We start from the raw sequence: 18005 nt of genomic DNA, 5'->3' as shown, positions 1-18005 counted from the left end.
TCAGTTGCCCAACAAACGCAGCATTTCAGCTTCGTCGATCACTTCAATGCCCAGTTCCTGCGCTTTCGCCAGTTTAGAACCTGCGGCTTCTCCGGCAATCACCAGGTCGGTTTTCTTCGACACGCTGCCCGCCACTTTCGCGCCCAGTTCGACCAGGCGAGCTTTAGCGTCATCACGCGACATCTGACTTAAGCTACCCGTGAGCACCACCGTTTTACCAGCAAACGGGCTGTCGATCTCTTCCGCGTTGATGACTACCGGCGCAGGCCAGTGAACGCCTTCCGCCAGCAGTTCACTGATGACATTACGGTTACTTTCTTCGGCAAAGAAGTTGTGCACATGAGATGCGACGACAATTCCAACATCGGGCACTTTTTGCAGCTCTTCAATCGAAGCCGCTTCCAGCGCTTCCAGCGTGCCGAAATATGCCGCCAGACCTGATGCCGTTGCCTCACCGACTTCGCGGATGCCAAGCGCATAAAGGAAGCGGGCAAAGGTGGTTTCTTTCGCTTTTTCCAGTGCGTTAACCACGTTTTGCGCCGATTTCGGCCCCATTCTCTCCAGCCCGGTGAGCTTACCCGCCGTTAACTTGAACAGATCCGCAGGCGTATGGACATATTCTTTTTCAACCAACTGGTCGATGATTTTGTCTCCCATACCGTCAACGTCCATCGCGCGACGGGAAACAAAGTGTTTCAGCGACTCTTTACGCTGGGCGGCGCAAATCAAACCACCAGTACAGCGAGCCACAGCCTCGCCTTCCACTCGTTCCACGTCAGAACCGCATACCGGGCAATGCGTCGGGAATACTACCTCACGAGTATCTTCCGGGCGTTCAGAAAGCACCACGTTAACCACTTGCGGGATCACGTCGCCAGCACGGCGAATCACCACTTTATCGCCAATACGTAAGCCAAGACGTTCGATTTCATCGGCATTGTGTAGGGTGGCGTTGCTCACCAACACACCCGCGACATGGACAGGTTCGAGACGTGCAACAGGCGTAATCGCGCCAGTACGCCCAACCTGAAACTCGACGTCACGCACAAAAGTCATCTGCTCCTGTGCCGGAAATTTAAACGCCACTGCCCAACGAGGGGCGCGCGCAACAAAGCCAAGCTGTTCCTGCTGCGCCAGGGAGTTGACCTTAATTACCACGCCGTCGATATCAAAGCCCAGCGTCGGGCGGTCTTCTTCTACTTTATGGTAGAACGCCAGCACCTCTTCCGCCGATTCGCATAACGTGACGCGATCGCTGACCGGTAATCCCCACTTTTTAAATTGCAGTAAACGACCAAGATGAGTATCTGGCAGCTCACCGCCTTCCAGCACGCCAACGCCGTAGCAGAAGAAAGTGAGCGGCCGCTTGGCTGTGATACGCGGATCAAGCTGACGCAATGAACCTGCCGCCGCATTACGTGGGTTAGCAAACACTTTTCCGCCCGTGCGTCGCGCATCTTCGTTGATCTTTTCGAAGCCCGCCTGCGGCAGGAACACTTCACCACGCACTTCCAGACGCGCCGGGATATTCTCACCGTGTAGTTTCAGCGGAATGGCGCGAATAGTACGGACGTTAGATGCGATGTCTTCCCCGGTAGTGCCATCGCCACGGGTTGCTGCGCTCACCAGTACGCCATTCTCATACAGAATGCTGACGGCAAGGCCATCGAGCTTCAGCTCACAGCACCAGGTCACTTTTTCGTTACTTTTCAGACGATCCTGAACGCGTTTGTTGAAAGCAAGAAAACTCTCTTCATCAAAAACGTTATCCAGCGACAGCATCGGTACTTCATGACGGATCTGGCTGAAAGCCGCTAACGGTGCTGCACCTACACGTTGAGTGGGTGAATCAGGGGTAATCAGTTCTGGATGTTTGGCTTCCAGCTCGCGCAGTTCGCGCATCAGGCGATCGTATTCAGCGTCAGGAATTTCCGGCGCATCCATCACATGATAAAGATATTCATGATGACGAAGCACCGTTCGCAGTTCTGTCAGTTGTTGTTCGATTGATTCCATATCGCACCATCAATGCTAAAAACCCCCGACAAGCGGGGGTTCGAAGAGAAGTTGATTTAATTTAAGTGTATCAGGCGTTAGCGTCTTTCACTTCGCGGATGATGTCCTGATACTCGCGCAGTTTCTGCGGAGTCATCATACGGCGCTGATCATCAAGCACCACGCCGCCCACTTCATCAGCGATATGCTGCGCAGATTGCAGCATCAGCTTGAAGTTTTGCAGTTCATCACCATAAGACGGCACCTGCATAAAGATAGTGACACCCGGTGTAGTGAAATCCTTCATTTCAGGATCAAATGTTCCCGGTTTCACCATATTCGCCAGGCTGAATAACGCCGGGCCACTGCCGTCCGGGCTAAGATGACGATGGTAAATATTCATATCGCCAAAGATAAAGCCCGCCTGCTGAATGCTGTTAAGAAGCAGTTCACCGTTCAGCTCGTTACCGTGATGCGCTGCGACGTTCATAATGATCACCGCTTCTTTGCGCTTCGGCTTATCCATGACAGGCACCGGTTCAGCCACAGGCTCAGGCTGCGGTGCTGCTACGGGTTCCGCAGTCTGGAAAGCCTGCTGCGCCGGTTGTGGCGCTGGCTGTGTCGGCTGCGGAGCTGACTGTACCTGCGAAGCAACAGGCTGTTCAGGCTGCGGCGGGTAGGCCGGCTGCTGTACTGGCTGTGGTTGCTGAACAGGATGCGCTGAATGCGGAGCATGTTGCGGCGATACCTGCGCTTCAGGCGGCTGCTGAACCGGTTGACGCGGCTGCGCAGACGCATAAGGCGGTTGGTACTGGTGTTGCGGCGACGGACGAGCAGCCTCATGCTCCTGAGCGTTAGCCGGGGCATGATTTACGCGGTGAACACGAACCTCACCAACGCCCTCATCATCTTCGACATCCTCGTCATAAGAATCGTCGTCACGTTTTGACTTCATTCGTTTTAATGGCCGATCGCGGAACATAGAAGATCGTTCTTTACGGCTGGTCCAGAAACCATGTACCAGTAAAGCGATTATGGCGATCGCGCCAACAATGATTAATATCAGACGCAAATCCTGCATCATTATATTCTCTGTTGTTCTAACACCTTGCCACCACGGCAAACATTTACTCACTAAGAGTATTTGCCGATTACCTCAAGTGCAAGTGCACTCTTAACTTTCACAGCACAAAGATAGATGAAATCGTGCTTTTTGCTGTTTTTTCGAACATATCCTAACTGTCCATTGCGCAATTACCCGGTAAAATACGCAGAATTTTCCTGGGATTGGTCAAAAGGAGCATATCCTGATTATGATTTCAACATTCACATCTTCCCCACGCAGCGGTTTTTACTATTTTGCGCAAGGCTGGAAGCTCGTCTCGCAACCCGGGATTCGGCGTTTTGTTATTTTACCTCTGTTGGTCAATATTTTGTTGATGGGAAGTGCATTCTGGTGGCTCTTTACTCAACTGGATGCCTGGATCCCATCATTAATGAGCCACGTGCCTGACTGGCTGCAATGGTTGAGCTATTTGCTGTGGCCTGTCGCGGTTATCTCCGTTCTACTGGTTTTTGGCTATTTTTTCTCAACTATTGCGAACTGGATTGCCGCACCGTTTAACGGTTTATTGGCTGAACAGTTGGAAGCCAGGCTGACAGGCGCTACGCCGCCGGATACCGGCATCTTTGGCATCATGAAAGATGTGCCGCGAATTATGAAACGCGAATGGCAAAAATTTGCCTGGTATCTGCCACGCGCCATCGTATTGCTGATCCTCTACTTCATCCCGGGCATCGGGCAAACCGTCGCACCAGTACTGTGGTTCCTGTTCAGTGCCTGGATGTTAGCCATTCAGTACTGCGACTATCCGTTCGACAACCACAAAGTGCCGTTCAAAGAGATGCGCACTGCCCTGCGCACGCGCAAAATCACCAATATGCAGTTTGGCGCATTAACCAGCCTGTTCACGATGATCCCGGTGCTCAACCTGTTCATCATGCCAGTGGCCGTCTGTGGCGCGACAGCAATGTGGGTCGATTGTTATCGCGCTAAACATGCATTGTGGAAGTAACAGTCTCTTGGTTATTTTGTAAACTTTTTGTATGGAAGAGGGGTGGCTTATGCCACCCTTATTCCATCTTGCAAGCCATTATTTCCCTTCTGCATATAGATATGCTAAATCCTTACTTCCGCATATTCTCTGAGCGGGTATGCTACCTGTTGTATCCCAATTTCATACAGTTAAGGACAGGCCATGAGTAAGATTTTTGAAGATAACTCGCTGACTATCGGTCACACACCGCTGGTTCGCCTGAATCGCATCGGTAACGGACGTATTCTGGCGAAGGTGGAATCTCGGAACCCCAGCTTCAGCGTTAAGTGCCGTATCGGTGCCAATATGATTTGGGATGCCGAAAAACGCGGCGTGCTGAAACCCGGCGTTGAATTGGTTGAACCAACCAGCGGCAACACAGGTATTGCTCTGGCTTATGTGGCTGCCGCTCGCGGTTACAAACTCACCCTGACTATGCCAGAAACCATGAGTATTGAACGCCGCAAACTGCTGAAAGCTCTGGGCGCAAACCTGGTGTTGACCGAAGGCGCGAAAGGCATGAAAGGCGCAATTCAAAAAGCAGAAGAAATTGTCGCCAGCAACCCAGAAAAATATCTGCTGCTGCAACAATTCAGCAACCCGGCGAATCCAGAAATTCATGAAAAAACCACCGGTCCGGAGATCTGGGAAGATACCGATGGTCAGGTTGATGTATTTATTGCTGGTGTCGGTACTGGCGGTACGCTGACCGGCGTCAGCCGCTACATTAAAGGCACCAAAGGCAAGACTGATCTCATCTCTGTCGCCGTTGAGCCAACCGACTCTCCCGTTATCGCCCAGGCGCTGGCAGGTGAAGAAATCAAACCCGGCCCGCATAAAATCCAGGGCATAGGTGCTGGCTTTATCCCGGCTAACCTTGATCTTAAACTGGTCGATAAAGTTATTGGCATCACCAATGAAGAAGCTATCTCTACCGCACGTCGTCTGATGGAAGAAGAAGGCATTCTTGCTGGGATCTCTTCTGGCGCGGCGGTTGCCGCTGCATTGAAGCTGCAAGAAGATGAAAGCTTTACCAATAAGAATATTGTGGTTATTCTGCCATCATCGGGTGAACGTTATTTAAGCACTGCATTATTTGCCGATCTCTTTACCGAGAAAGAATTGCAACAGTAATGCCAGGTTGTTAGAAATGCGTAAAAAAGCACCTTTTTAGGTGCTTTTTTGTGGCCTACTTCAAATTTTCGCCCCTCCTGGCATTGATTCAGCCTGTCGGAACTGGTATTTAACCTGACTAATTATTTTGATGCGCGAAATTAATCGTTACAGGAAAAGCCTTAGCTGAATCGATTTTATGATTTGGTTCAATTCTTCCTTTAGCGGCATAATGTTTAATGATGAACGAAACGTCAGCGGCCAACATCCGCCAGCAATGGACTGCATAGAACACTTCGTGCGTCGCGTCTGTTAAAACTGGCGCTAACAATACAGGCTAAAGTCAAACCGCCAGGCTAGACTTTAGTTCCACAACACTAAACCTATAAGTTGGGGAAATACAATGTTCCAGCAAGAAGTTACCATTACCGCTCCGAACGGTCTGCACACCCGCCCTGCTGCCCAGTTTGTAAAAGAAGCTAAGGGCTTCACTTCTGAAATTACTGTGACTTCCAACGGCAAAAGCGCCAGCGCAAAAAGCCTGTTTAAACTGCAGACTCTGGGCCTGACTCAAGGGACCGTTGTGACTATCTCCGCTGAAGGCGAAGACGAACAGAAAGCGGTTGAACATCTGGTTAAACTGATGGCGGAACTCGAGTAATTTCCCGGGTTCTTTTAAAAATCAGTCACAAGTAAGGTAGGGTTATGATTTCAGGCATTTTAGCATCCCCGGGTATCGCTTTCGGTAAAGCTCTGCTTCTGAAAGAAGACGAAATCGTCATTGACCGGAAAAAAATTTCTGCCGACCAGGTTGATCAGGAAGTTGAACGTTTTCTGAGCGGTCGTGCCAAGGCATCAGCCCAGCTTGAAACGATCAAAACGAAAGCTGGTGAAACGTTCGGTGAAGAAAAAGAAGCCATCTTTGAAGGGCATATCATGCTACTCGAAGATGAGGAGCTGGAGCAGGAAATCATAGCCCTGATTAAAGATAAGCACATGACGGCTGACGCTGCTGCTCATGAAGTTATTGAAGGTCAGGCTTCTGCCCTGGAAGAACTGGATGATGAATACCTGAAAGAACGTGCGGCTGACGTGCGTGATATCGGTAAGCGCCTGCTGCGCAACATCCTGGGTCTGAAGATTATCGACCTGAGCGCGATTCAGGATGAAGTCATTCTGGTTGCCGCTGACCTGACGCCGTCCGAAACCGCACAGTTGAACCTGAAGAAGGTACTGGGTTTCATCACCGACGCGGGTGGCCGTACTTCCCACACCTCAATCATGGCACGCTCTCTGGAACTGCCAGCCATTGTGGGTACTGGTAGCGTCACCTCTCAGGTGAAAAATGACGACTATCTGATTCTGGATGCCGTAAATAATCAGGTTTACGTCAATCCAACCAACGAAGTTATCGATAAATTGCGCGCTGTTCAGGAGCAAGTAGCTTCTGAAAAAGCAGAGCTTGCTAAGCTGAAAGATCTGCCAGCCATTACGCTGGACGGTCACCAGGTAGAAGTGTGCGCTAACATCGGTACTGTTCGTGACGTTGAAGGTGCAGAACGTAATGGCGCTGAAGGCGTTGGTCTGTATCGCACCGAATTCCTGTTCATGGACCGCGACGCGCTGCCGACTGAAGAAGAACAGTTCGCGGCCTACAAAGCTGTGGCTGAAGCGTGTGGCTCGCAGGCGGTTATTGTTCGTACCATGGACATTGGCGGCGACAAAGAGCTGCCGTACATGAACTTCCCGAAAGAAGAGAACCCGTTCCTCGGCTGGCGTGCTATCCGTATCGCGATGGATCGTAAAGAGATTCTGCGCGATCAGCTCCGCGCTATCCTGCGTGCCTCTGCTTTCGGCAAATTGCGCATCATGTTCCCGATGATCATCTCTGTTGAAGAAGTACGCGCACTGCGCAAAGAGATTGAAATCTACAAACAGGAACTGCGCGACGAAGGTAAAGCGTTTGACGAATCAATTGAAATTGGCGTGATGGTGGAAACACCGGCTGCCGCAACAATTGCGCGTCATTTAGCCAAAGAAGTTGATTTCTTTAGTATCGGCACCAATGATTTAACGCAGTACACTCTGGCAGTTGACCGTGGTAATGATATGATTTCACACCTTTACCAGCCAATGTCACCGTCCGTGCTGAACTTGATCAAGCAAGTTATTGATGCTTCTCATGCTGAAGGCAAATGGACTGGCATGTGTGGTGAGCTTGCTGGCGATGAACGTGCTACACTTCTGTTGCTGGGGATGGGTCTGGACGAATTCTCTATGAGCGCCATTTCTATCCCGCGCATTAAGAAGATTATCCGTAACACGAACTTCGAAGATGCGAAGGTGTTAGCAGAGCAGGCTCTTGCTCAACCGACAACGGACGAGTTAATGACGCTGGTTAACAAGTTCATTGAAGAAAAAACAATCTGCTAATCCACGAGATGCGGCCCAATTTACTGCTTAGGAGAAGATCATGGGTTTGTTCGATAAACTGAAATCTCTGGTTTCTGATGACAAAAAAGATACCGGAACTATTGAGATCATTGCTCCGCTCTCTGGCGAGATCGTCAATATCGAAGACGTGCCGGATGTCGTTTTTGCGGAAAAAATCGTTGGTGATGGTATTGCTATCAAACCAACTGGCAACAAAATGGTAGCTCCGGTTGACGGCACCATTGGTAAAATCTTTGAAACCAACCACGCGTTCTCTATCGAATCTGATAGCGGCGTTGAGTTGTTCGTCCACTTCGGTATCGACACCGTTGAACTGAAAGGCGAAGGCTTCAAGCGTATTGCTGAAGAAGGTCAGCGCGTAAAAGTTGGCGATACTGTTATTGAATTCGATCTGCCGCTGCTGGAAGAGAAAGCCAAGTCAACCCTGACTCCGGTTGTTATCTCCAACATGGACGAAATCAAAGAACTGATCAAACTGTCCGGTAGCGTGACTGTGGGTGAAACCCCGGTTATCCGCATCAAGAAGTAATTCTTGCCACAGTGAAAAATGGCGCCCGTGGGCGTAATGCCGATCAGTTAAGGATCAGTTGACCGATCCAGTGGCTGTGTAAGAATCCGGAAACGCTCACTCGTTTCCGGATTTTTTTATGCACATTGGACAGGCCCTTGATCTGGTATCCCGTTACGATTCTCTGCGTAACCCACTGACTTCTCTGGGGGATTACCTCGACCCCGAACTCATCTCTCGTTGCCTTGCCGAATCAGGTACTGTAACGCTACGCAAGCGCCGTCTTCCCCTCGAAATGATGGTCTGGTGTATTGTTGGCATGGCGCTTGAGCGTAAAGAACCTCTTCACCAGATTGTGAATCGCCTGGACATCATGCTACCGGGCAATCGCCCCTTCGTTGCCCCCAGTGCCGTTATTCAGGCCCGCCAGCGCCTGGGAAGTGAGGCTGTCCGCCGCGTGTTCACGAAAACAGCGCAGCTCTGGCATAACGCCACGCCGCATCCGCACTGGTGCGGCCTGACCCTGCTGGCCATCGATGGTGTGTTCTGGCGCACACCGGATACACCAGAGAACGATGCAGCCTTCCCCCGCCAGACACATGCCGGGAACCCGGCGCTCTACCCGCAGGTCAAAATGGTCTGCCAGATGGAACTGACCAGCCATCTGCTGACGGCTGCAGCCTTCGGCACGATGAAGAACAGCGAAAATGAGCTTGCTGAGCAACTTATAGAACAAACCGGCGATAACACCCTGACGTTAATGGATAAAGGTTATTACTCACTGGGACTGTTAAATGCCTGGAGCCAGGCGGGAGAACACCGCCACTGGATGATCCCTCTCAGAAAGGGAGCGCAATATGAAGAGATCAGAAAACTGGGTAAAGGCGATCATCTGGTGAAGCTGAAAACCAGCCCGCAGGCACGAAAAAAGTGGCCGGGACTGGGAAATGAGGTGACAGCCCGCCTGCTGACCGTGACGCGCAAAGGAAAAGTCTGCCATCTGCTGACGTCGATGACGGACGCCATGCGCTTCCCCGGAGGAGAAATGGCGGATCTGTACAGTCATCGCTGGGAAATCGAACTGGGATACAGGGAGATAAAACAGACGATGCAACTGAGCAGGCTGACGCTGAGAAGTAAAAAGCCGGAGCTTGTGGAGCAAGAGCTGTGGGGTGTCTTACTGGCTTATAATCTGGTGAGATATCAGATGATTAAAATGGCAGAACATCTGAAAGGTTACTGGCCGAATCAACGTAAGCGGCTCGTCAGAACCGTATTGGAGCCTGTACATAGATTTGTGTAATTGCCTGATTTTGATATGTTCAATCCAGCATCAAATGAAGGTTAATTTATGGACGAAAAACAGTTACAGGCTCTGGCTAACGAACTGGCCAAAAACCTCAAAACCCCTGAAGACCTCAGTCAGTTTGATCGGCTGCTGAAAAAGCTCAGCGTTGAAGCCGCTCTCAATGCAGAGATGACACACCATCCTGGGTATGAGAAAAATCAGTCCAGACCAGGAGCTAACTCCCGCAACGGTTTTTCCACAAAGACCGTTATCACAGGCGACGGTCCACTGGAACTGCGTACTCCGCGCGATCGTGACGGTACCTTCGAACCACAACTGGTAAAGAAAAATCAGACCCGTATTACCGGGATGGATAACCAGATCCTCTCGTTGTATGCCAAAGGGATGACCACCCGTGAGATAGCTGCTGCGTTCAAAGAACTGTATGACGCAGATGTTTCACCGGCACTGATATCAAAGGTTACCGATGCCGTGATGGAGCAGGTTGTAGAATGGCAAAACCGACCACTGGATGCTGTTTACCCCATTGTTTATCTTGACTGTATCGTCCTGAAAGTTCGGCAGGACAGTCGCGTCATCAACAAATCGGTGTTCCTGGCACTGGGCATCAATATCGAAGGTCAGAAAGAACTGCTGGGTATGTGGCTGGCCGAAAATGAAGGGGCGAAGTTCTGGCTCAATGTGCTGACTGAACTGAAAAACCGCGGTCTGAACGATATCCTCATCGCCTGTGTGGATGGCCTGAAAGGCTTCCCGGATGCCATCAACACAGTATATCCGAAGGCCCGCATCCAGTTATGCATCGTGCATATGGTGCGCAACAGCCTGCGCTTCGTGTCATGGAAGGACTACAAAGCCGTCACTCGCGACCTGAAAGCGATTTATCAGGCTCCCACGGAAGAGGCAGGCCAGCAGGCACTGGAAGCGTTCGCTGCGGCCTGGGACTGTCGCTATCCTCAGATAAGCCGAAGCTGGCAGGCTAACTGGCCGAATCTTGCCACGTTCTTCGCTTATCCAACGGACATCCGCAAAGTGATCTATACGACGAATGCCATCGAGTCGCTAAACAGCGTGATCCGCCATGCGCTCAAAAAGCGTAAAGTGTTCCCGACAGACGACTCGGTGAAAAAAGTGGTGTGGCTGGCAATCCAGTCTGCGTCCCAGAAATGGACGATGCCGTTGAAGGACTGGCGAATGGCAATGAGCCGCTTTATTATCGAGTTCGGTGACCGCCTGGACGGTCACTTCTGAGAAAAGGCATTTACACAGAATCTTAAACAGGCTCTCGCAGCCATTTCGATGACTTCATCCGGTATAGCGGAAAGTGCCTCAAGATAGCCGCTGCGTTCGTCAAGCGTCTGGGTTACAAATAGCTTCTCTATCTGCTCCGGGGCGATCTCGTCCCCGGGTCTGCTGTTGAAGCCAATACCTTTCCCCATGACGATAACTTCCCTGTTATCGTCATCAAGGGAGAGCACCAGGCTATTATTGAGCACCTTCTGAACAATCATCTCTGAGACTCGTTGTGGTTACCGTTTTGCGCGATGACATCCTTATACCACCAGAAACTGCGTTTGCGGATCCTTTGCAAACTCTTCAGATCATCCTCGCCGCGATCGACATAAATAAAACCGTAGCGCTTAGCGTATCCCTGGTGAGTGCTTACCACATCAATTGCTGCCCATGGGCAGTAGCCCATCAGCTCGACGCCGTCAGCAATTGCCAGACGCATTTGCTCAATGTGCGCCTCAAGGAAAGCGATACGGTAATCGTCATTCACCGTCCCATCATGCTCCAGCTTATCCGGTGCGCCCATACCGTTTTCGCTGATCAGAATCGGCAGGCCGTAGCGCTCGCACACTTTACGCAGCGTCAGGCGCAATCCCACCGGATCAACGACCCAGCCGTAAGGCGTTTTGCCGACCCACGGATTTTCCGCTGGCCGATAAACGCCCTCTTCGCCCAGCATAATTTGTTGATCGCCCGCGCGGGGGGCAACATCGGCACCATCGCCCCGGCTGGCAGCAATCGTCGCGGTTGAGTAGTAGTTAATGGCGATAAAATCCGGCCGCCCCTGCTGCAAAATCAGCGCATCTTCTGGCTGCATTTCCGGCGCGAGGCCGCGATCCTGCAAATACGCCCACGCCAGGGCGTTGTAGCGACCATGTACCGCTACATCTAAAAAACTCCAGCAGCGCAGCGTTTCCCAGTTATGCGCGGCAATAGCGTCTTCCGGTTTGCAACTTTCGGCGTACATCGAAGTGGTGTTTATCGCCGGGCCGATGCGCAGCCCAGGGAATTCGCGGTGGCACAGGGCGAAGATCTGCGCCTGAGCCAGCATCATATGATGATTCTGCTGGTACAGCGCCTTCTTATCCGGCAGTTCACGATTGGCGGGTACGCCAATCGCGCCGGGATGCAGGATCATGGTGTTCTGTTCGTTAATCGTCAGCCATAGCTGTAATGCCAGTCAGTTAAGCAACTGACTGGCTCTTTTTCGGGGCTGTGGGGTATTTCCAGGGCCTCTCCTTTACCACTCTCGGGAAGGCTCTTTCCCTTCTTGTCGGTAATTTCACAAGTTGTCCCATACTTGCAAGATCGCGCATCAGCTCCGGTATACGTCCCGGTGAAGCGCCCTGCAATGTCATCAGCATTCTCATCACCATTCCGCATGATTCTGAGAAACTCAGTTGATTCGGCCAGTAACCTTTCAGATGTTCTGCCATTTTAATCATCTGATATCTCACCAGATTATAAGCCAGTAAGACACCCCACAGCTCTTGCTCCACAAGCTCCGGCTTTTTACTTCTCAGCGTCAGCCTGCTCAGTTGCATCGTCTGTTTTATCTCCCTGTATCCCAGTTCGATTTCCCAGCGATGACTGTACAGATCCGCCATTTCTCCTCCGGGGAAGCGCATGGCGTCCGTCATCGACGTCAGCAGATGGCAGACTTTTCCTTTGCGCGTCACGGTCAGCAGGCGGGCTGTCACCTCATTTCCCAGCCCCGGCCACTTTTTTCGTGCCTGCGGGCTGGTTTTCAGCTTCACCAGATGATCGCCTTTACCCAGTTTTCTGATCTCTTCATATTGCGCTCCCTTTCTGAGAGGGATCATCCAGTGGCGGTGTTCTCCCGCCTGGCTCCAGGCATTTAACAGTCCCAGTGAGTAATAACCTTTATCCATTAACGTCAGGGTGTTATCGCCGGTTTGTTCTATAAGTTGCTCAGCAAGCTCATTTTCGCTGTTCTTCATCGTGCCGAAGGCTGCAGCCGTCAGCAGATGGCTGGTCAGTTCCATCTGGCAGACCATTTTGACCTGCGGGTAGAGCGCCGGGTTCCCGGCATGTGTCTGGCGGGGGAAGGCTGCATCGTTCTCTGGTGTATCCGGTGTGCGCCAGAACACACCATCGATGGCCAGCAGGGTCAGGCCGCACCAGTGCGGATGCGGCGTGGTGTTATGCCAGAGCTGCGCTGTTTTCGTGAACACGCGGCGGACAGCCTCACTTCCCAGGCGCTGGCGGGCCTGAATAACGGCACTGGGGGCAACGAAGGGGCGATTGCCCGGTAGCATGATGTCCAGGCGATTCACAATCTGGTGAAGAGGTTCTTTACGCTCAAGCGCCATGCCAACAATACACCAGACCATCATTTCGAGGGGAAGACGGCGCTTGCGTAGCGTTACAGTACCTGATTCGGCAAGGCAACGAGAGATGAGTTCGGGGTCGAGGTAATCCCCCAGAGAAGTCAGTGGGTTACGCAGAGAATCGTAACGGGATACCAGATCAAGGGCCTGTCCAATGAGCATAAAAAAATCCGGAAACGAGTGAGCGTTTCCGGATTCTTACACAGCCACTGGATCGGTCAACTGATCCTTAACTGATCGGCATTACACCAGAAAGGAGCCTGTTTAAGATTCTGTGTAAATGCCTTTTCTCAGAAGTGACCGTCCAGGCGGTCACCGAACTCGATAATAAAGCGGCTCATTGCCATTCGCCAGTCCTTCAACGGCATCGTCCATTTCTGGGACGCAGACTGGATTGCCAGCCACACCACTTTTTTCACCGAGTCGTCTGTCGGGAACACTTTACGCTTTTTGAGCGCATGGCGGATCACGCTGTTTAGCGACTCGATGGCATTCGTCGTATAGATCACTTTGCGGATGTCCGTTGGATAAGCGAAGAACGTGGCAAGATTCGGCCAGTTAGCCTGCCAGCTTCGGCTTATCTGAGGATAGCGACAGTCCCAGGCCGCAGCGAACGCTTCCAGTGCCTGCTGGCCTGCCTCTTCCGTGGGAGCCTGATAAATCGCTTTCAGGTCGCGAGTGACGGCTTTGTAGTCCTTCCATGACACGAAGCGCAGGCTGTTGCGCACCATATGCACGATGCATAACTGGATGCGGGCCTTCGGATATACTGTGTTGATGGCATCCGGGAAGCCTTTCAGGCCATCCACACAGGCGATGAGGATATCGTTCAGACCGCGGTTTTTCAGTTCAGTCAGCACATTGAGCCAGAACTTCGCCCCTTCATTTTCGGCCAGCCACATACCCAGCAGTTCTTTCTGACCTTCGATATTGATGCCCAGTGCCAGGAACACCGATTTGTTGATGACGCGACTGTCCTGCCGAACTTTCAGGACGATACAGTCAAGATAAACAATGGGGTAAACAGCATCCAGTGGTCGGTTTTGCCATTCTACAACCTGCTCCATCACGGCATCGGTAACCTTTGATATCAGTGCCGGTGAAACATCTGCGTCATACAGTTCTTTGAACGCAGCAGCTATCTCACGGGTGGTCATCCCTTTGGCATACAACGAGAGGATCTGGTTATCCATCCCGGTAATACGGGTCTGATTTTTCTTTACCAGTTGTGGTTCGAAGGTACCGTCACGATCGCGCGGAGTACGCAGTTCCAGTGGACCGTCGCCTGTGATAACGGTCTTTGTGGAAAAACCGTTGCGGGAGTTAGCTCCTGGTCTGGACTGATTTTTCTCATACCCAGGATGGTGTGTCATCTCTGCATTGAGAGCGGCTTCAACGCTGAGCTTTTTCAGCAGCCGATCAAACTGACTGAGGTCTTCAGGGGTTTTGAGGTTTTTGGCCAGTTCGTTAGCCAGAGCCTGTAACTGTTTTTCGTCCATAAATTAACCTTCATTTGATGCTGGATTGAACATATCAAAATCAGGCAATTACACAAATCTATGTACAGGCTCTGGCATTACGCCCGTGGGCGCCATTTTTTTATGCTTCCGCCAGCGGCGGCAAAATCAATTCATCGCTTTCACGCTGCTGGGTATAACACATCACCTCCAGCACGCGTAAACCTGCGCTGTGCACTGCGTCGGTTAACGCCTTCCCTTTCAGTAATCCACTGATAAGTTGAGCGCAAAACAGATCGCCAGTACCTTTAAGATCCGTTTTTACCCGAGAGTGGGAAATGACATTCACGCTATCGGCACTGACCACCACCACCTGCATATCCTGATTGTCTTCATTGCCGGAAGCGCTGGTAATAACCACCCATTTTAATGTCTCTGAAAGCAAACTTTTTGCTGCGGCAATGGCGCTGTCGAGATCGCGGCAGTTTTTACCGGTCAGGATTTCCAGCTCAAAGATATTTGGCGTAATCCCCTGCGCCAGTGGCAGTAAATATTGCCGATACGCATCGGGAAGGTCAGGTTTGACGTAAATACCACTATCAATATCGCCAATCACCGGATCGACCATAATCAGCAAGTCAGGATGCTCTTCGCGTAAGACTGTCAGCCATTCGGCAAGGATTCTAATTTGTGACGCTGTCCCCATATAGCCCGTAGTCACCGCACGTAACTTACGCAGCGCATCACGCTCTTTCAGTGCGCGCAAATAACCGCTAAACCACTCGTCCGGAATCGCACCACCGTAGAACGTGTCATAATGCGGCGTATTACTCAGCAACACGGTCGGTACGGCAAAGACATTCAGGCCGTTCTGTTTAATGGCAGGCACGGCAATGCTGTTGCCTACGCTGCCATACACCACCTGCGATTGCACGGCGACGATATCCGCCTGCAACGCCCTGCTCTTATCGTTAAACAACAACAAACTACTCATTTAATAATTTCTCCTTGCCGATGATCCCCATCGTACCCCAACCGAAACTTTACCTGATTCTGACAGTCAAATCGGCTAATACAACACAAGGATAAGGCAATTCAGTGAAGAAAATCATTTGTCTGGTCATCACACTGCTGATGGCACTCCCCACTTACGCGAAGTTAACTGCCCACGAAGAAGTCAGAATTAACGCCATGCTGGAGGGATTAGCGCAGCATAAGGATTTGATATTCATACGCAATGGCGATCAACATACTTGTGATGAAGCAGTTTCGCATCTGAAGTTGAAGCTCGGCAACACACGCAACCGCATTGATACCGCCGAGCAGTTTATTGATAAGGTGGCTTCGTCGTCATCCATTACCGGGAAGCCTTACATCGTGAAGATGCCCGGTAAGAGCGATGAAAATGCGCAACCTTTTTTACATGCGCTGATTGCGCAGACGGATAAAACAGTGCCTGAGGAAGGGAATTAATCCGCTTTGGCAAGGCATTTACAGGTGGTAACATGAAAAAATGCTTTATTTATAACGATGAAAAATCGAGTAAATTTTGGTGGATAGATTACGAAGGGGATAGTTTAGCTGTCAACTATGGCAAGGTAGGTAGTATTGGTAAATTCCAGACAAAAGAGTTCGATAATGAAGAACAGTGTCTGAAAGAAGCCAATAAATTGATTGCCGCAAAAATGAAGAAAGGCTATCAAGAAGATCCAAACTTTAACTTCATGGATCGCTGCTATTTTGATGATGAAGAAATTGGGTTACATGTTAAAACGTCACACCCAAACTTCCAGTGCCATTTTACTGATCCACTTTATATGTGTTGCTGGGATGAAGAATCTCCTTTTGGCAGCGATGAAGGTGCTGATGCTCTAAACGTTCTTGAAAATAGCCTCCGTAAAAAGCCGGATCTGGACTGTGCTGATTTCCCTCAAATGTTAATTGAAACTATCTGGGGTATGAAATACATCGCTATGGAAAGTATTCTTGAAGAGGATGTTCGTGCGCAATTACTAGCCGATGAAATGAGCACTATCCAGAGCAATATGATTACCTACTCGACTGCATTCGGTCAGATTAAAGTCATGGGTAAAATCTCCCATAAACTTAAAAAGATGGGACTCAATGCACTAGCGCGTCATCAGCTTACCGCAAAAATTCTTCAATGGGGTGACGGTCAGGACTCACCAATACTTCAAAAAATGATTGATGACCTTACTGCTTTTCCACACGAAAATTAAAAACTGCATTTGTCGGCAGCAACAACTGCCGACAAATCAGATTATTGACAAAGTGCACTTTGTTTAGCCGGATGCGGCGTAAACGCCTTATCCGGCCTACAAAATATTGCTAATGCAATATATTACAGGAACCTTGTAGGCCTGATAAACGTAGCGCATCAGGCTGTTTTGCGTTTGTCATCAGCCTCCAATGCTATTAATCCTTAAATCCCCGCCCCCTGGCTAAAGTGTTCTTCGCCAAACACCCCGGTGGAAAGGTAGCGATCGCCACGATCGCAGATGATCGCTACCACCACTGCGCCAGGGTTGGCTTTTGCCACGCGTATCGCACCGGCAACCGCGCCGCCGGAGCTGACGCCGCAGAAAATCCCTTCCCGCACGGCCAGTTCGCGCATGGTGTTTTCCGCGTCGCGCTGGTGAATATCCAGTACCTCGTCCACCAGAGAAGCGTTAAAGATGCCCGGCAGATATTCCGCTGGCCAGCGGCGAATCCCCGGAATGCTGCTACCCTCTTCCGGCTGCAGGCCAACAATCGTTACCGGTTTGGATTGTTCGCGCATAAACCGTGACACGCCGGTGATGGTGCCAGTCGTCCCCATGCTGGAGACAAAATGCGTAATGCGACCGCCGGTTTGCTGCCAGATTTCCGGCCCGGTGGTGGTGTAATGCGCATAAGGATTATCGGGGTTATTGAACTGGTCGAGCAGCTTGCCTTCACCACGATTCGCCATCTCCAGCGCCAGATCGCGTGCGCCTTCCATGCCCTGCTCTTTAGTGACAAGAATCAGTTCCGCACCGTAGGCACGCATCGCCGCGCGACGTTCCTGACTCATGTTGTCGGGCATCAGCAATTTCATGCGATAGCCTTTTAGCGCGGCGATCATTGCCAGCGCAATGCCTGTGTTACCACTGGTGGCTTCGATTAACACATCACCGGGTTTAATTTCCCCACGCTTTTCCGCCTCGACAATCATTGATAATGCAGCGCGGTCTTTCACCGAACCCGCAGGGTTATTCCCTTCCAGTTTTAACCACACTTCACTGCCGTTATCCGGCCCCATTCGCTGCAACTTCACCAGAGGCGTATTGCCAATTGTTTGTTCTAATGTACTCACGATCTCTGTCCATACGTGGTGTTGCCTGATGCGACGCTTACGCGTCTTATCAGGCCTACAGGTTACAAACCTTGCCA

Annotated in this window: 14 protein-coding genes and 3 pseudogenes; 9 read left to right on the top strand and 8 right to left on the bottom strand. The window is 50.9% G+C overall.

All coding sequences use genetic code 11. The features are described 5' to 3' along the window. Together ligA and zipA are read right to left on the bottom strand one after the other, a co-directional pair. Complete coding sequence (gene ligA / locus C1192_RS23400; protein WP_038355558.1) at positions 1-2016, bottom strand: NAD-dependent DNA ligase LigA; 2016 nt, start codon at positions 2014-2016, stop codon at positions 1-3. A 70-nt stretch (positions 2017-2086) separates the two neighbouring features. After that, a complete protein-coding gene (gene zipA, locus C1192_RS23395; protein ID WP_038355559.1) occupies positions 2087-3079 on the bottom strand; it encodes a cell division protein ZipA in 993 nt (330 codons plus the stop codon). Positions 3080-3308: 229 nt separating this feature from the next. Between zipA and cysZ the strand changes: the two genes are divergently transcribed. The 7 genes and pseudogenes from cysZ to C1192_RS23355 all read left to right on the top strand — a co-directional run bounded on the left by cysZ (position 3309) and on the right by C1192_RS23355 (position 10726). Further along, entirely contained in the window at positions 3309-4070 is a 762-nt protein-coding gene (gene cysZ, locus C1192_RS23390; RefSeq protein WP_000626012.1) for a sulfate transporter CysZ, read from the top strand. 183 nt (positions 4071-4253) lie between these two features. Further along, positions 4254-5225 carry a cysteine synthase A gene (cysK, locus tag C1192_RS23380; protein WP_000034402.1) on the top strand — a complete coding sequence of 324 codons (972 nt, stop codon included), beginning with the start codon at positions 4254-4256 and terminating at the stop codon, positions 5223-5225. A 382-nt stretch (positions 5226-5607) separates the two neighbouring features. Beyond that, positions 5608-5865, top strand: a complete 258-nt coding sequence (ptsH, locus tag C1192_RS23375) for a phosphocarrier protein Hpr (protein ID WP_000487600.1) — start codon at positions 5608-5610, stop codon at positions 5863-5865. Positions 5866-5909: 44 nt separating this feature from the next. Further along, complete coding sequence (gene ptsI, locus C1192_RS23370; RefSeq protein ID WP_000623129.1) at positions 5910-7637, top strand: phosphoenolpyruvate-protein phosphotransferase PtsI; 1728 nt, start codon at positions 5910-5912, stop codon at positions 7635-7637. 40 nt (positions 7638-7677) lie between these two features. Further along, positions 7678-8187: a PTS glucose transporter subunit IIA gene (crr, locus tag C1192_RS23365; protein ID WP_000522247.1), complete on the top strand. Its 510-nt coding sequence runs from the start codon at positions 7678-7680 to the stop codon at positions 8185-8187. Positions 8188-8305: 118 nt separating this feature from the next. Next, positions 8306-9418, top strand: a pseudogene (locus C1192_RS23360) (IS4-like element IS4 family transposase); the annotation flags it as partial. A 99-nt stretch (positions 9419-9517) separates the two neighbouring features. Further along, a complete protein-coding gene (locus C1192_RS23355) occupies positions 9518-10726 on the top strand; it encodes an IS256-like element IS1414 family transposase (protein WP_103194764.1) in 1209 nt (402 codons plus the stop codon). A gap of 35 nt (positions 10727-10761) precedes the next feature. On the opposite strand, the pseudogene C1192_RS23350 reads toward C1192_RS23355, so the two are convergent. The 5 genes and pseudogenes from C1192_RS23350 to pdxK form a co-directional block, all read right to left on the bottom strand. Then, a pseudogene (locus C1192_RS23350) lies at positions 10762-10986 on the bottom strand (CAT RNA binding domain-containing protein); the annotation flags it as partial. Beyond that, positions 10983-11933: pseudogene (locus C1192_RS23345) on the bottom strand (glycoside hydrolase family 1 protein); the annotation flags it as partial. The pseudogenes C1192_RS23350 and C1192_RS23345, both read right to left, overlap by 4 nt. A 16-nt stretch (positions 11934-11949) precedes the next feature. Beyond that, entirely contained in the window at positions 11950-13278 is a 1329-nt protein-coding gene (locus C1192_RS23340) for an IS4-like element IS4 family transposase (RefSeq protein ID WP_103194760.1), read from the bottom strand. Between the two features lie 128 nt (positions 13279-13406). Beyond that, entirely contained in the window at positions 13407-14615 is a 1209-nt protein-coding gene (locus C1192_RS23335) for an IS256-like element IS1414 family transposase (RefSeq protein WP_103194764.1), read from the bottom strand. Positions 14616-14715: 100 nt separating this feature from the next. Next, positions 14716-15567 carry a pyridoxine/pyridoxal/pyridoxamine kinase gene (pdxK, locus tag C1192_RS23330; RefSeq protein ID WP_038355451.1) on the bottom strand — a complete coding sequence of 284 codons (852 nt, stop codon included), beginning with the start codon at positions 15565-15567 and terminating at the stop codon, positions 14716-14718. A 104-nt stretch (positions 15568-15671) separates the two neighbouring features. Here pdxK and C1192_RS23325 point away from each other — a divergent pair, with 104 nt between their 5' ends. Together C1192_RS23325 and C1192_RS23320 are read left to right on the top strand one after the other, a co-directional pair. Then, positions 15672-16046, top strand: coding sequence for a YfeK family protein (locus C1192_RS23325; protein WP_038355452.1), 375 nt, complete (start codon positions 15672-15674; stop codon positions 16044-16046). 32 nt (positions 16047-16078) lie between these two features. After that, a complete protein-coding gene (locus tag C1192_RS23320; RefSeq protein WP_038355453.1) occupies positions 16079-16813 on the top strand; it encodes a WGR domain-containing protein in 735 nt (244 codons plus the stop codon). 203 nt (positions 16814-17016) lie between these two features. On the opposite strand, the gene cysM is transcribed toward C1192_RS23320, so the two are convergent. After that, positions 17017-17928, bottom strand: a complete 912-nt coding sequence (gene cysM, locus C1192_RS23315) for a cysteine synthase B (protein WP_001516829.1) — start codon at positions 17926-17928, stop codon at positions 17017-17019. Positions 17929-18005: the final 77 nt, after the last annotated feature.

It is taken from the genome of Escherichia marmotae (assembly GCF_002900365.1).
GTDB lineage: Bacteria > Pseudomonadota > Gammaproteobacteria > Enterobacterales > Enterobacteriaceae > Escherichia > Escherichia marmotae.
Note: the sequence above shows the minus strand (reverse complement) of the source record. Positions and strands in the feature narration are given on the sequence as shown.

What these genes read in the sequence shown, in the direction of transcription:
- crr (WP_000522247.1), top strand. Translation starts at nt 7,678, where the DNA reads ATGGGTTTGTTCGATAAACTGAAATCTCTGGTTTCTGATGACAAAAAA.
- C1192_RS23355 (WP_103194764.1), top strand. Translation starts at nt 9,518, where the DNA reads ATGGACGAAAAACAGTTACAGGCTCTGGCTAACGAACTGGCCAAAAAC.
- pdxK (WP_038355451.1), bottom strand. Translation starts at nt 15,567, where the DNA reads ATGAGTAGTTTGTTGTTGTTTAACGATAAGAGCAGGGCGTTGCAGGCG.
- C1192_RS23335 (WP_103194764.1), bottom strand. Translation starts at nt 14,615, where the DNA reads ATGGACGAAAAACAGTTACAGGCTCTGGCTAACGAACTGGCCAAAAAC.
- cysK (WP_000034402.1), top strand. Translation starts at nt 4,254, where the DNA reads ATGAGTAAGATTTTTGAAGATAACTCGCTGACTATCGGTCACACACCG.
- zipA (WP_038355559.1), bottom strand. Translation starts at nt 3,079, where the DNA reads ATGATGCAGGATTTGCGTCTGATATTAATCATTGTTGGCGCGATCGCC.
- ligA (WP_038355558.1), bottom strand. Translation starts at nt 2,016, where the DNA reads ATGGAATCAATCGAACAACAACTGACAGAACTGCGAACGGTGCTTCGT.
- ptsH (WP_000487600.1), top strand. Translation starts at nt 5,608, where the DNA reads ATGTTCCAGCAAGAAGTTACCATTACCGCTCCGAACGGTCTGCACACC.
- C1192_RS23320 (WP_038355453.1), top strand. Translation starts at nt 16,079, where the DNA reads ATGAAAAAATGCTTTATTTATAACGATGAAAAATCGAGTAAATTTTGG.
- C1192_RS23340 (WP_103194760.1), bottom strand. Translation starts at nt 13,278, where the DNA reads ATGCTCATTGGACAGGCCCTTGATCTGGTATCCCGTTACGATTCTCTG.
- cysZ (WP_000626012.1), top strand. Translation starts at nt 3,309, where the DNA reads ATGATTTCAACATTCACATCTTCCCCACGCAGCGGTTTTTACTATTTT.
- ptsI (WP_000623129.1), top strand. Translation starts at nt 5,910, where the DNA reads ATGATTTCAGGCATTTTAGCATCCCCGGGTATCGCTTTCGGTAAAGCT.